The organism is Shewanella zhangzhouensis (assembly GCF_019457615.1).
Taxonomy (GTDB): Bacteria; Pseudomonadota; Gammaproteobacteria; order Enterobacterales; family Shewanellaceae; genus Shewanella; species Shewanella zhangzhouensis.
In genome coordinates this window covers 358683-373161 of the sequence record NZ_CP080414.1, presented here as the reverse complement: position 1 = coordinate 373161, position 14479 = coordinate 358683, and the positions used below count along the sequence as shown (strand labels likewise).

Below are 14479 nucleotides of genomic sequence, written 5' to 3'. Positions count from 1 at the left end.
ATGTTGGTATCTCCCATAACATCTTGATTTGTCATGAGCGATCATACCGTTCACCGAGTACAATCCTCGTCGCTGGAATTGTCCATTTTGGGCACATTGAGCGATATTTATCGGTGCTGCAAATACAGGAATGAGAACAAAGAATTAAAACTATCAACTCACAAACCAGAATGTAACAAATTGAATTTTAATGACTAAACCCAAACCGTTACATGTCACGCTATTCATTCGTGACATGTAACGCCAGAATTTTTATTCTAAACACTCACAGAACTGTTCAGAATATTCATGGAGAGCGCTATGGCTAAAACACTGAAACAAATGCTGGAAGAACAGCCTGAGCATGTTGTCGCGGCTGCGGCAGAAAAGGCATCATTGATACTGGCAGAGCTGGATAAGAAAAAGCAGCTCGAAGAGGGAGGGAAAATGGATGGCAGTGATCAAAGCTAATCGTCGGTAAAGGTTCGGAAGTCATCATCATAGCTTCCCAAAAGCCATCGTCTCTGATGCCGACGCTTCGCAGACCTTTCCTGCGCAATGCTATGCCGCTGCTTGAACATCCACACGATAATAACCGAAATACCCAGGGCCAATGCCGCAGTCCATTTAAAGCACAGTAGAGCGATCCAAAAGAGCACCATGAGCCTGGGAAGGCGCATATACCAGCAAAGCACACGCCACAACCACACTACCAAAGGCAAACAGATCAACAACCAGACGAAGTTGGTGTTGCCATAGGCCGCCAATCCTGTGACAAAGAGCAGCATCAAGAGAATATTGCCTAGGAATTTCATCGTCGGGGACTCTCCCGAAAAAATTTCACATGTGAAAGTCAGCACGTTTAAAGACAGGCTACCACGGCACAGGAAAATGCAAGCTCTAACCAGCTTAGTTACGTGGTTTTTGATCATCTTCAGACATAGTTTGGTTCGCTTTATAGCTATATAGGCACCAGGCGAACACTGCAGTGAAAAACAGCCAGAGCCCGAACATTCCCCATTCAAAGGCATTCATGATTACCCTCCTGCTAGCGGTATAGAATTCATCATGGATCCAGATCCACGAAATCACAACAACCAATTGAAAGTTATTAACTTTGTTCTGAAAGAACATTTTTAGTGGAAAACGTATTGGCCCACATTCCACACTGGAAAAAAGCTGGCTATTCCTAGCCAATGCCTACCCATTAACTTTCCACATAACTATCTATCTGGAATCTTGGCGCTCAAATTCCACATACGTGGAAACAAAGTTCGAAATCACAGGTTGGAATAAACCCACCGATGCGCCTATCTATCTGGAATCTTGGTGCCAGCATTCCCCTCTGGACTATTACGACTGATATTCCAGAACCTAGATGGAACCTGAGGCGTATGGAACGTTGGCGGATAAATTCCTATCTATCTGGAATTTCAGAGAAGGCAATCGGACTTTCGCGATTACAGCTCACCAAATCACAAATTCGAAGCCTAAGCCCGACGCAATATATGTGGATCATCAAAAACCCATCGAAAAACTACCTCTCAGTCATTATCACTAACGAACACAGGGCAATGACACCCATACTCCATCCAAAAGCGATCTGTTGGTGGCTTTTTGAATGCTGAATCGAGCTGACCGATGACTTAGGGTGTTTTTTGATTGCCCACTATTGGCCGATACTCCGGATTAAAACAGATGAATGGGTACCTATGCGGCATTAAGCGGGTGAAACCAATAGAGGCTCAATGAGTAGTAGCGTATACTCGACAACCAATAGCAATGGTGATAACCACCTCAGCCCCAAATGTCATGGCAGGCCCCACCTATGAGGAGCAAGTAATGTCCGAGATGGATGATCGCTGGTTATCGGTCGATGAGATCAGCCAGTACCTGGGTGTCAGCAGTGACACCGTTTATCGCTGGATTGATAAGCAGGGCATGCCCGCCCACCGCATGGGACGTCTTTGGAAGTTTAAGAAAGATGAAGTTGATGAGTGGGTCAAGGGTGGCGGCGCGGCGGACAGGAGCAAGATGAATGAGCAGGAAGAATAGAAATGACAATTCAGTCGATCTGAATAGAATCCTCCCTGGGAGGCTATCAAGCCCCATGAAAACCACTAGTCCACGACTTCGAAGGGTTGGTAATGGGGCCCTATGGTTAGAATAGTGCAGACAAAGCAAACCATGGAAAGCTGCAGAGGCGACACCTTTGACGGTTGGCCTGCCCGTACCCTGCTGGAGGCGGGCGACATTCCCATTGCCCAAATCGCCGAGCTTGCCCTGCGTGAAGGTCAGAGCTCAAATCCTTTGTACCGGGTCCACCGCTGGTTTGCACGCCGAGTGGGCTCTCAGTTCCGTTCGATCATCACCGCGCTGACCCTTCCCCCTGACAAGACCGACGCCTTTTGGGATACCTATCTCGGAAAGACCTCCGTGCATGGCGCCGTCGTTCTCGATCCCTTCATCGGCGGCGGGACAAGTTTGGTGGAGTCCATGCGCTGCAACGCCCGGGTGATTGGTTTTGATATCGACCCGGTCGCGACCTTTATTACCCGATTTGAATTGGCCGCCTCCCTAATGGAGGATCACTATCCGGAAATCGAGCAGATCTGCAATGAGATCGCCCAACTCATTATGCCGTTGCATCGAACTATGGTGGACGGTGTCGAACGGGATGTTCTTCATCATTTCTGGGTCCAGGTGAAGCAGTGCTCGAATTGCCAGAACGACGTAGAGCTCCATCCCCATTTCCAACTGGCCTACTCCAAAGAGAAGGGCCTGCAGTGGGTATTCTGCAAGGACTGTCATGCGGTCCACGAATTGCCGATTGAACGCAAGGTGCTGCACTGCTCTTGCGGCAAGCGCACCACTATCAGCGCGGGCACGCACGGCAACGGGATCATGACTTGCCCGACCTGCAAGCACACACAAAAGATCGCAGCGGACGACCTTGACGGTGCCGAACGTCCCGCTTGGAGACTCTTTGCCCAGGAGTATCTGGTCGGAACCGGCAAGAACTGCACTAGGCATTTCAAGCGTGTCGAAGAGGCGGACAAGGCATTGTACGACCGAGCCACCCGTAAGCTGCGGATGATCGGGGGTGGCTTGCTTGTGCCGGCGAGAAGCATTCCCCGCGAGGGGCGTTCGGATGGACGACCTCTGATCCACGGGATTCGGCATTACGCAGACTTTTTCAATGACCGGCAGAAGCTCCACCTGCACCTTCTCGGTTCGGCCATTGGCCGAGTGGAAAGCGATGAGGCGCGGCGCTGCCTTGAGTTGGCCTTCAGTGAGCATCTCACCACGAACTGCATGTACACGGCCTATGCGTTTGGCTATCGCAGAACGAGCCCAATGTTCTCCATTCACTCATACCGGCACATCACTCGTCCGGTTGAGCTGAACCCTTGGCAGGATGGCGTTGGACGGGGGACGTTCATCAACACAGTCCGGAAAATATCAAAGGCAATTGCCTTTGCCAAAGCGCCCGAGGAGCTGCATCCGGAAGGCACCAGAGTCGCTTATGAAGATGATTTCGAGCGCGAACAAGCCTGCCTTGGCTCTGTCGATGATGTATTGAGCGGCAGCGCCACGGCGGCTATTGAAACCCAGTCTTCCGAGGAACTCCATTTACTACCGGACGGCTCAGTGGATCTCGTGCTGACCGATCCGCCGTATTTCGACAATCTGAGCTACTCGGAACTCTCGGACTTCTATTTGGCCTGGCATCAGGCTTTGAGAATCGCACCGCCCCCGTATGACGATAACGTCACTTCGGCTCCGATACTGCAGAACCTGGCCATCACGCGACGGTCCGACGAAGCCATCAAGGGATACCAGGAACGGCTTCAGCAGATTTTCATGGAATGCAATCGAGTGCTTAAGCCGGATGGGATCTGCGTGTTCACCTACCATCATAAACTCGCATCGGCGTGGGATGCTCTCGGCACGGCTCTACTTCATTCGGGACTCTCGGTAACCAAGGTGCTGCCCATGCGTGGCGAAGGCCAAGGAGGCCTTCACACTTACGATGGCACCATCAAGTGGGACGCGGTGCTGGTCTGTCGCAAGAAGAAAGGCGTCATCAAGAGGGGCGTTCCGGTCATCAGCGAAACCGCCTTCAAAGACGCTGTCTTGGAGGCGGAATCTCACTTTGAGGCCTTGTCCGCCCATAAACGGATCGGCTTCAAAATACCTGATTTCACAAATTTGGCTCGGGCGTTGGTCGTCAGTAGAGGTTTCTTAGGCGAGGCGGATACCAGCACACGACCGATGTCGGATGCATTGAAGAACATACCAACCCCGGGAGAGTTGTGATGGCGAAACTCGATAAAGGAACGCTTGCCCTAACATTCAAATTCGATTGTGACCGGTTTCTCCGGTTTCGACTGGCCAGTGATGCTGAAAGGGACTCACTTGGGATCTCTGCCGAAACCTACAAACGCCCTGGTATTGAACTTATCAAAGCAGCCGGGCGGCGTTGGGAAGCCGACAAATACCAGGATCTGATCGACACCTCGGATGATGGGAAAGTTGTGTTCCTTCTCGAGGACAAGGTCGATGATCTTCTGGGACGGAAGCCCTTCAAGAAAATCCAGAACCTTTTTGACATCCTCCGGCAACAGGAGCCACCCCAGGCAATTATCGAGGCGGAGTTCACGGTTCCCACAAACATCACTCCCGGCCTTCAAAAGGCATACGACGATTTCGGTCTCGACCAGGTAAGAGTGCGCCCGGACATCCTTTGGATACATCCAGGTGGTACTGGTGCGCCGCTGATTGGCAATGGGACTGTGCCTGAATACGAAATCCATATCATTGATGTGAAAATGGCTGCGGAGCCATCCCTGCGGCACTTCACGGAAGTGACCTACTACGCTCTGGCATTGGCCACAGCCATCCAGCAAGAAGGTCTTGGCGGCAGATATGCCGTTTCGGCGGAAGGCACCATCTGGCCAGGAAGCCATGACATCAATGCGTTCAGGAATCTGGTCCAGCTTTATCAGGCCAAGGGAGCCGCAGATCCTGTTTCCAAGGCCCTCAGCGAAACGTTGATTCGGGTTCCGTATGAGGTCTATGAAGTCCACGTGAAGCAGTTTTTCGAGGATCGTCTTCTCAGGGTTCTGCAGACCGACATGGAGGATGCCAGTTGGCATGTCGGTCCCAAGTGCCAGCTTTGCGACTACGTTCGCTATTGCCGAGATAAGGCATCTGAATGCGATCATCTTTCCCGGCTGGCCTGGCTCAATCAAGGGCAGGCGGAACTTCTCCGTTCAAATGGCATTACCACTACGGCGGGACTGACTGAAGCCGTGACTACCGCCGATGATCGGTGGCAATCCGTTATCGACTCCAGCCACCAGTTGCGGGCGGATGGGCCAGCGCTGGCAACTCGCGCCCGTTCCTTGACCGAGGGGGCACCCTTGCTGGTCGATGGACGGCGCAGCGCCATGATCCCCGCGTGGACTGACCAAAGCATCTTTATCACGATTCATTTCGACCCGGGCTCTGGTATCTCCTTTGCCCTGGGCGCGGCGCGGCTCTATTTCCCGCACGGCCGCAAGCCGGGCGATCCTCCGGTGACGGACGAAAAGATTTTCATCGTTGACCGTGTCGATGCGATGAACCCGGAAACGGAGCGCGAGAGGCTGAAGGAATTTGCGACCGTGGTTTCTGAGTGGTTAGATGAGGTGTCGACCGTCAATACAGGTCTACCCGCCCGTGACCGGCTATCTTCCCATATCTTCTTCTGGGACATGCTGGAGATGCGACAGCTCAAGCGCATGTTCGAGCGTCATATGCAGAACCCTGACGTGATCGAACTGATCGAGATACTTACCCGATTCTTCCCACCGGACAGCCTGTTGCCCGATCCGGATGCTTTCAAGTCCCAGCCTGGGACAATCGTCAAGGAAGTCCTGCGAATGCTCGTTGGGCTGCCGGTTGCCCACGATTACTCCCTGTTTGATGCAGCGAACAGTTTCTTCCCAAATGTTCGGGAGGATGGAACCCCGTATAAATTCGATCTGCCTTTTGGGTTCGCTACCCCAATGAGCGATCAGATCCCCTTCGAACGTGCCTATGAGCTGTGGCAGGACAAAATTTTCGTCCGCCATTTCAATAAACTTCACCCTACTGACCCGTCCAAGTGGAGACGCTACACCCGGGACGAACTCTACGATGGCATTAAGCGGGCCACTAAGGTTCACCTGCAAGCTTTGCAGCACATCGTCCGGCGACTGCGTGAAAATTACAAAGACCGGTTGGTGCTGAAAAAGAGCGGCTTCTCTGCCGCACGATCCTCCCAGGCAAGTGTTCCGGAGGCGGCAAGAAGCCTGATCGCTTTTGAAAAGCTCAATGTCGCATGCCAGGAAATGGAGAACCGGAACACTCGCTCAATGCCCGTCGATGAACGGGAGGCGAGGTTTTTCTCGATACGCGGGTTGACCTTGAAGCCTCAAGCAGAGGCTGATCCGATCATCGATGAGATCAAGTTCGCGAATCCACAGTACCAACACGAAACGCTCTATGTTTTCGATTTTTCACCGACCAGCAGGGATTCCAGAATCAAGGAAGGCGAATTTACCGTCGCGCTGTCCAACGAGAATGAATACGTGGATCTCGACGAACCGTGGCGTCGGCGACTTGGACTGGGTTTCCAGGATGCAGAAGAACTGCTGGGCGAACACGGCCTGACCGAGCGGTGGATGACGAACAAGTCGATAGGGGCATTGCTTCAGGTAGAGGTCATTCGGTTGGAGGCCATGCAGGACAATCCCTATGTGGTTCTTAAGCCAGGTCACCAGGTGCTCTTTCAGTTTGCCGTCGCCCAAGGACTCGTGGCACTCGACTCACCGCTTGTCCTCGATCCGATGTACCGGGACTTCTCGAGCGACAGGATAGAAAAAGCATTGAGGTCTGTCGGCGGCAAGGCAGCACCGATCAAACGTGCCAGGAAGCGGAGGTAAGGCAATGGCTAAGAGACCGACAAAAATGACCGAACCAGCCCATAGCCTGATGTATACACCCGGCTCGCTGGCAGCAGGAAAAACATTCGCCGACACCAACCAGTTGTACGCGAAGGTAACACCATATCTGAAGGATGCCTTTAACGAAAAGCAGGAATCCCTTTTTCACGATGCATTCGGAAACAGGATTTCTTTGCTTTGGGGGCCGCCGGGTACAGGAAAGACCACGGTCTTGGCCGGGACTATTCTTGGGTGGATTGAACATTACGCCGAGGCGGGAATTCCGCTGCGTGTCGGTATCGGGTCTAGCAACTACAACGCTATCGATAACGTCCTCAACGAAGTCCTGGAACTGATCAACAGGCGGACGGCCACGGTCGGAGCGTTAGCTTGCCCAGTTCGTGTTACAAGGGTGAGGAGCGCCTCCTCCGCGCCTCCCTTGAGTGATCAGATCGAAGATATGCCGAGTACCTCCGCAAGGGCTCAGGGCTTTGTGAATGCCCTGAAAGGCGACGATCCCGGGATCATCATCGTAGGGGGCACCTGGCAGCAACTTGGGCGACTTGCCGAGAAAGATCACCAGGATAGCGAACCGACAGCCGAATGGTTTGATCTTCTGGTGATCGACGAGGCATCACAGGTTCAGGTTGCTGCGGCTGCGGCCTACTTTCTGCTTTTGAAGCCTGATGGGCATGTTGTCCTTGCAGGTGACGACCGGCAGCTTGGGCCGATCTACGGCTTCCAGATGAAGGATAGCGTTCAAGGGCTGTTTGACTGTATTTTCTCTTACATGAAGGAGACCCACGGCATCACCCCGGTGCAGCTTAAACACAACTACCGGACCAACGTGGAAATTTCCGCATGGCCCTGTAAGCGTTTTTATAAGAACGAATACGAGGCGTTCTTCCCCGAGAGAAAGCTGGATCTCGCCATCAATATTGATGGAAGACCAGCCGACTGGCCTGAGCAGTTGCCATGGTCCGACCAGTTTCTCCGCATTCTGGACCCAGCCTGCCCTGTGGTGGTGATCAGCTACTCCGCCAACACCTATACATTATCGAACCCTTTCGAGGCGCAGATCGTTTCCGCTTTGACCCTTTTGTACAAGAAGCTGGTCGACGCACAACAGTTTGGAGTAAGCGCCCAGAAGTTTTGGACGCAGAAAATCGGCATCGTCACTCCCCACCGAGCCCAGATGGCATCCATCAGAAATCTGCTCGTGGACGCAGCCGGTATGACGATGGACCCGCCTCCATTTGTGGACACTGTAGACCGGTTCCAGGGTCAGGAACGCGACCTCATCCTTTCCAGTTACGTGGTGGCCGACCGGGATTTTGTTGCGTCAGAAGATGCGTTCATCCTAAGCCCACGACGATTCAATGTGACGCTGACCCGAGCGAGAAGCAAGTTTGTGATGCTTATTAGCGACGCGCTTCTCCAGTATCTGCCATCCGATCCGGACGTGGCCCGTGACGCCGCTCACCTACAGCTCTTCGCCGAGCAATATTGCAGTTCGGTATTCGACACCATCGACTTGCCGTTCTTTGAACGCGGGGTTCTGTCGACCATGAGATGCAAACTAAGGGGGCGATGTGAGAATGGAGGGGAATAGATATTATGAATTCTAAACCTGAAGACGTCGGAGCCAGAGCCTGTTGGCTTGTCGGAGCAATATATGGAAAAAGTAGTCGTCTCACTGCTGCTCGAATTGAGAAGAAAGATCTTTAACGCTGGGAACGGATTGTAAATGCCCTGGACTTCAGATCATACCAAATGGCTCATCGATACCGGTGAGCGACTAAAGACCGCCGATGGCAAGGAGGTCGAGGTCTGGGAGCTTCGTCATGAGAAAGATGAGGCCGTGCTATCGGCCTGGGCGAAACACTTTCGAAATCATTACTGTCTGGATACCGAGATCGATTTCCTCCGGGGTAAACGCCCGCGACCGGACTATCTGACCAATATCAAGTTCCCTTGCAGAACATCCAAACTCGGCCCAGGAATCAGAGCAGGAGATTTCGGGGAAATTCTGGTTTCCGATTACCTGCAATGGCTTCTCGGTTACTGGGTACCCAGGGTACGGTGGTCATCAAAGGTTGTTCGAGATGAATCGCCCAAGGGCAGCGATGTCATTGGATTCCGATTTCACAAAAAAAACGGCGAAGCCTCCACCAAGGACGTGTTGTTTGTTTTTGAATCCAAGACAAAATTCTCCGCCTCTACAATCAATCGCCTGCAGGATGCCATCAACGATTCTGCCAAGGATCACATTCGCATCGATGAATCACTGAACTTCATCAAGCAAAAGCTCTTTGAAAAAAGGGAAATCGAACAGGCTCAAAGGATCGAGAGATTTCAAAGCCCAGTAGATATGCCCTACAAGGAAACCTACGGCGCTGCAGCCATCATTTCAGACGAATTTTTCGACGCCGAAGAATTGGCTGCAGCTGACTGCGGGAAAATTCCCAAGTCAGCAAAATCAAAGGAGTTCTTCCCTCATCCAAATGGTGACAGCCTAGTTCTCTTGGTTATCAAGGGACCCAGCATGATGGACCTTGTCCACGAGCTCTACAGGAGGGCTGCGGATGAGGCCTGATAGAAAATCCAATCGTCTTTTGGGTGTTACTCGATCAAAAGCAAAGATGATCGAGTACCATGTACCTGAAGAATATCAGGAGATAGATTTATCACTACATCCTAATAAGCTCTTCACCATTTCGATTGGCCTGCTTGGTGACCTCGCCGCCGCCATCAACCGGGTGGAGCCAGATCCCGATTCCCTCGCAGAGCTAAAAAACAATCTGCTATTTTCCGCCCGTTTTTTCGACTCCTACCTCCAATCAAAGCTGAACGAGACACTTGATCCATACCTAGTGCTTCTGGGCTCCGCCTCCTTTTACCTGTGTGATCTTCCCGGAAGCGCGTCGGTATTGGCGAAGCGCATCGATGGCGACTGCCCGGATCTGGATGGCGATAGTTTGGAGTACCTGTTGCTCTGGTTGCTGCAGGCCGATCTGGGAACCTATTTTGATGGAGCTGAGGGGCCGTTCGGCGGATTCATCGACGGGATTTCAAAGTGGATTCTCCAGTTTTTTGAGGATGGGAACGGCGAAAAAAATCTCCTCGATTTGGCCATGAAGCTGCGGGACGCCGTCTATGAATTCGGCACGCCCAGGCAGCTTCTTTTTGGTGATGTGATCGCAGCCGTTCTGAGGAAAAAGCTGGAAAACTCCGCCTGGAAGGCTTTGCCGTCATATTCCGGGCTGCCCCGAGACAAATGGCTCCATGCGCTGCAAAAGGATTCGTTCATCAAGGAACTCTGGCCTGCACAACACCTTTTGGGCCAGGCGGATGTTCTCAAAGGCGAGTCTGCCATCATTCAAATGCCCACCAGCGCTGGCAAAACGAAGGCAACGGAGCTGATCCTTCGAAGCGCGTTTCTGGCCGACCGCGTGTCACTGGCCATCATCATCGCCCCGTTCAGGGCACTGTGCCATGAGATCAAGAACAGTCTCGTCGAGGCATTCCACAACGAACCCACTAGGGTGGATGAGTTATCCGATGCCCTACAGACCGACTTCGAGATTGCCGAACTCCTGGGGCACAAACAGATTCTGGTTATAACCCCCGAGAAGCTGCTTTATGTTCTTCGGCATGCTCCCGAGCTGGCTACCCACGTTGGCCTGCTGGTTTTTGATGAAGGCCACCAGTTCGACAGCGGCACCCGAGGCATCACATACGAGCTGCTCCTGACGTCGCTGCGCTCCATGATTCCTGAAGGAACCCAGAAGGTGCTGATCTCAGCGGTCATCAGCAACGCCGAGGCTGTTGGAGAATGGCTGAACGGGGAGCCCAATGTCGTCGAAGGAACAACCCTGATTCCGACTTTCAGGTCGATCGGGTTCGCGAGCTGGCTCGATCAGTTGGGAAGGATCGAGTACGTCGACAGCCGTGATGCCGAACAAGGCGAGTTTTTCGTTCCCAGGGTGATTGAAAGATTCAATCTCGGGAAAAGAGGCAGAGAGCAGAAAGAACGTCATTTTCCAGAGAGGGACGATGGCCAGGCCATTGCACTCTATCTCGGTATAAAACTGGCCCCTAATGGAAGCATCGCCATCTTCTGTGGCAAAAAATCAACAGCGACAAGCATCTGTGAAAAAGCGGTAGAATTCATTGATCGTGGTATTCCGTTTCCACTCCCACAAGAATTCTCAAATCAAATGGAGGTTGAACGGCTCCATTACCTCCATGCTGCGAATCTTGGACCTGAAGCATCGGCTTCAATGAGTGCTGAGCATGGCATATTTTCTCATCATGGCAATACACCACATGGTATCCGCCTTTCAGTGGAACACGCTATGCGTGAAAACCTCGTGCGGTTCGTTGTTTGCACCTCCACACTGGCGCAGGGCGTAAATCTCCCAATTCGGTACCTCATTGTTACCAGCGTCTACCAGGGCATGGAGCGCATCAAGGTTCGCGATTTCCACAATCTCATTGGCCGAGCGGGCCGAGCGGGGATGCATACTGAAGGCAGCATTTTGTTTGCCGACCCTATTGTGTATGACAAGCGCCGCAACCGAAAAGACGGTTGGCGGTGGGATATAGTCAAGGAGCTGCTTGATCCAACCAAGTCAGAGGAATGCGCAAGCAGCCTCTTTCAACTGATCCCTCTGGTTATCCGGAATGACCGTACCAAGTCAAAAGACAAAATGAATCATTCGTTGACATGGGACATCCTGTCTTTTGCCAAAGCTCATATAGCCGGGTGGGATTCCCTGAATGAAATTATCACCAAGATTGCTAAACAATACGGTAGAAACGGTTTCACGGTCGATGCGGTTAAACCGCAATTCGAATTTTTCAGCCTGACTCTCGCCTCCATCGAAGGCTTTCTTCTCTCCAACTGGGATGCTGTTGATAATGGGTTGACGGAGGAAGACATTGCTGATCTCGCGGAACAGACATTGGCGTACTTCTTGGCTGATGATGAGAAACGGGAACAGATTCAAGAATTGTTCAAGCTTCTGGCGGAAAACATATCAGAGAATATTACTGACGTTAATCGGCGAAAAGCATTTGGCAAAACACTCTATGGTGTCAACGATGCCAAGGCGATTGAGGGGTGGGTTCAAGATAACGCTGATGAACTTCTTGACGCCCAAAATGGAGACGAAGCTTTTGACCTCGTGTGGCCATTAATAATGGGGCATGTACACAACAAAGCTTTCAATAAGTTCGACAAGAAGAACGTCCTGAAAGAAATTACGAAGAAGTGGATTTCAGGAACCCCATTTCATCAGCTTTTCAGAATTGCCGACAATAATAAATGCAAGCTCGGTAAGGGGAAGAGGCCCAGGAAAGTCAAAATCGAAAATATCATTGATATCTGCGAGGGCGGTCTTGCCTACGATGGGGTTCTTCTTGTGAGTGCATTGTGTGAATTTGTAGAAATGCTGGACCGCGAAGGAACAGATGACCCGATCAATCGTCTCCAAATTTTCCAAAAGCGACTGAAATATGGTCTGCCGAACGAAGCCACCATTGCCCTTTACGAGCTTGGCTTTTCGGACCGCGTCATCGCTCAGGACCTCGCCGCATCCTTGAACCTGGCAGCGACTCAGAAGAGGGATCTCGTGAAGGCGCTGAAAAAAGATCGGGACGGAGCCAGGGCGGTAATGGAGAAATACCCAAGCTATTTCCAGGAGAGGATGAATGAACTCCTGTAGTAGAAATCCAGATCATCAACCAAGGCTATCTCGCGCTCTACTGTTGGCCAGATTGTTGGCGGACCGCAGAGCCTACGGCAGTTCTCTGGGAAAGCTCGCATTTCTCCAGGAGTGGGCATGAACAAGCAGACGCAGCCATCACCAAGAGAACATCATTTCTACGTTGCAATAGCCAAGTTCCTTTTCCACCATCCGGAGCATGGCATTGTATCGGTGCGGGACCCGATCAAGATCAAGGATGCAGAGCGGTACGGACTCAGCCCTCTCTTACTCTACGGATTGACGGTTGCCGGGTTACCCATTCGATGGATGACCTTTACCCCGGTCGATCAGCCCAAGGCTTTCCAGGATGCTCTTCTGGAAGCCTGGAATAACGCTGAGGGATTGCGTGGCCGACCGGACATCCTGCGGATCAACAGGCACCTCGCGACGGCCAGCCCTGAACTGGTAGGGGAAATGGCAAAAATCGGAGTCCAGGTCGAAGTCGCCAATGCCAGGGAGAAATCCCTTCCCGCGTCCCTGCGCTCAGCCCAGGACGCCAGCCGGTGGCTGCTGAGGAAGCACGACGGAAATGACTGCTCTCTTAACGGGTCCATCCAGGCCCTTTGCCGGTACGCTCAGGATGACCACGATTTTCGTGTCAGGGAGGGCCACAGAGGCGTGAACAGTCGCGAGGTGGAAGACAGGCTCCAGCAGTGGCTGGCCTTACCGGCGCAAGTGACAGTGCCAACAGTGACCAACGGGCTCGACTGGGCACCTGGTCCATGGCTGTCTTCCTGGCAGACCTCCCTGCCGCCAGATCAGCCCCGATATTTCAACCTCGATGGGTTTGATGGCAGTACCTGGCTACTGACAGGTGAGAAGGCAGCGGAGGATATCGTTGAGGATGAAGATGTCTGGGCCGACAGTGACTATGACAACGCGGCCGAAATCGCCAAGAACCTTGTGGCGTGCTGGCCCAATTCACCTGCAGAGATTGCCAAGTGTGCCGGGATCACCCTGCGGGAACTCCAATGGTTCACTTCGGGGAAGGCGTCCCTTGACCGGCATGCGCGTTTTGACCTGGAAGCCTTACTCGGCATCGAATACGACGAAAGTATGGGCAGATATGTGGAGGCCGGACCTTATGTCCTAGTGGCCCACAAACCACTGGCCCTAAAAGAAGTCTATGAAGGCATTTCCAGCGGTGGAGATGCATGTCCCTGTGAGATTGTCCCTCGTCTGGGAACTTCCGACCCAAGCTGGCGATACGTGTTGATCAACACTTATGGAGAGCCCCCGAGCATTGTGATGGCACCTCGCGGAGCAAAAATCACGGAGCGCCTTTCTGAGTTGCTAATGAATTATGGGGGCATCAAGGCTGTCGCTCCGGGGTTCTACCGAGATGTCGTTTCTACCTGCGCCCGGGCCTGCCGTGAACCTGCGGGTAATATTCGTGAGATGAACGATTTCGCGAAGCGCTACGAAGCGCATTGGGCAGGTTGCGCCTGGCAACCGGAATGAACCGACATGGTTAAGTCAAAGCATAGAGATTAGTATTGTCAGGTTGGTGTTCCCACTTTCCCAGTTTTCCCACCTCAACAAGCCTGAGGTGGGCTTGTTGGCATAATGTTCACTCAGCACAAACCCAATAAGATTTTTGCTTGTGGGTAGTAAAGCGGGTAGTGAACACAGCAGAAATATGGAAAATAAACTTAAGATATTGTTTTAATTAGATTATTAAATTTTAATTTACGAGCAGATCCAAAACGTAGAGTAAGTTTGTCCCTGCTACGCCTTATTAAAATCCTGTTATAGCCC

9 protein-coding genes are annotated in these 14479 nt (G+C 52.2%); 8 read left to right on the top strand and 1 reads right to left on the bottom strand.

Going from position 1 to position 14479, the window contains the following annotated elements; genetic code table 11:
* Positions 1–300 precede the first annotated feature (300 nt).
* Positions 301–450 carry a hypothetical protein gene (locus K0H63_RS01645; protein WP_170123795.1) on the top strand — a complete coding sequence of 50 codons (150 nt, stop codon included), beginning with the start codon at positions 301–303 and terminating at the stop codon, positions 448–450.
* Here the strand turns inward: K0H63_RS01645 and K0H63_RS01640 are convergent.
* Positions 447–794 carry a hypothetical protein gene (locus tag K0H63_RS01640; protein ID WP_110027406.1) on the bottom strand — a complete coding sequence of 116 codons (348 nt, stop codon included), beginning with the start codon at positions 792–794 and terminating at the stop codon, positions 447–449. The two genes, K0H63_RS01645 and K0H63_RS01640, sit on opposite strands and share 4 nt — an antisense overlap.
* A gap of 1027 nt (positions 795–1821) precedes the next feature.
* Here K0H63_RS01640 and K0H63_RS01635 point away from each other — a divergent pair.
* From K0H63_RS01635 to K0H63_RS01605, 7 genes are all read left to right on the top strand, one after another.
* Positions 1822–2034, top strand: a complete 213-nt coding sequence (locus tag K0H63_RS01635; RefSeq protein ID WP_001293242.1) for a helix-turn-helix domain-containing protein — start codon at positions 1822–1824, stop codon at positions 2032–2034.
* 114 nt (positions 2035–2148) lie between these two features.
* Complete coding sequence (locus tag K0H63_RS01630) at positions 2149–4299, top strand: hypothetical protein (protein ID WP_220066439.1); 2151 nt, start codon at positions 2149–2151, stop codon at positions 4297–4299.
* On the top strand, positions 4299–6950 hold the full coding sequence (locus tag K0H63_RS01625; RefSeq protein ID WP_220066438.1) for a hypothetical protein: 2652 nt from the start codon (positions 4299–4301) through the stop codon (positions 6948–6950). Before K0H63_RS01630 ends, K0H63_RS01625 begins: the two co-directional genes overlap by 1 nt.
* 25 nt (positions 6951–6975) lie before the next feature.
* The gene (locus K0H63_RS01620; protein ID WP_220066437.1) at positions 6976–8562 is read left to right on the top strand and encodes a DEAD/DEAH box helicase; all 1587 of its coding nucleotides are present in this window, start codon (positions 6976–6978) and stop codon (positions 8560–8562) included.
* Positions 8563–8697: 135 nt separating this feature from the next.
* Positions 8698–9546 carry a Hachiman antiphage defense system protein HamA gene (locus tag K0H63_RS01615; protein ID WP_110027412.1) on the top strand — a complete coding sequence of 283 codons (849 nt, stop codon included), beginning with the start codon at positions 8698–8700 and terminating at the stop codon, positions 9544–9546.
* Entirely contained in the window at positions 9536–12679 is a 3144-nt protein-coding gene (locus tag K0H63_RS01610; RefSeq protein ID WP_220066436.1) for a DEAD/DEAH box helicase, read from the top strand. Before K0H63_RS01615 ends, K0H63_RS01610 begins: the two co-directional genes overlap by 11 nt.
* 117 nt (positions 12680–12796) lie before the next feature.
* Positions 12797–14182, top strand: coding sequence for a hypothetical protein (locus tag K0H63_RS01605; RefSeq protein ID WP_258405634.1), 1386 nt, complete (start codon positions 12797–12799; stop codon positions 14180–14182).
* The last annotated feature ends 297 nt before the right edge of the window (positions 14183–14479 follow it).

Excerpts from the sequence above, each read along its gene's own strand:
- K0H63_RS01605 (WP_258405634.1), top strand. The coding sequence starts at position 12,797 with ATGAACAAGCAGACGCAGCCATCACCAAGAGAACATCATTTCTACGTT.
- K0H63_RS01615 (WP_110027412.1), top strand. The coding sequence starts at position 8,698 with ATGCCCTGGACTTCAGATCATACCAAATGGCTCATCGATACCGGTGAG.
- K0H63_RS01620 (WP_220066437.1), top strand. The coding sequence starts at position 6,976 with ATGACCGAACCAGCCCATAGCCTGATGTATACACCCGGCTCGCTGGCA.
- K0H63_RS01610 (WP_220066436.1), top strand. The coding sequence starts at position 9,536 with ATGAGGCCTGATAGAAAATCCAATCGTCTTTTGGGTGTTACTCGATCA.
- K0H63_RS01645 (WP_170123795.1), top strand. The coding sequence starts at position 301 with ATGGCTAAAACACTGAAACAAATGCTGGAAGAACAGCCTGAGCATGTT.
- K0H63_RS01640 (WP_110027406.1), bottom strand. The coding sequence starts at position 794 with ATGAAATTCCTAGGCAATATTCTCTTGATGCTGCTCTTTGTCACAGGA.
- K0H63_RS01625 (WP_220066438.1), top strand. The coding sequence starts at position 4,299 with ATGGCGAAACTCGATAAAGGAACGCTTGCCCTAACATTCAAATTCGAT.
- K0H63_RS01635 (WP_001293242.1), top strand. The coding sequence starts at position 1,822 with ATGTCCGAGATGGATGATCGCTGGTTATCGGTCGATGAGATCAGCCAG.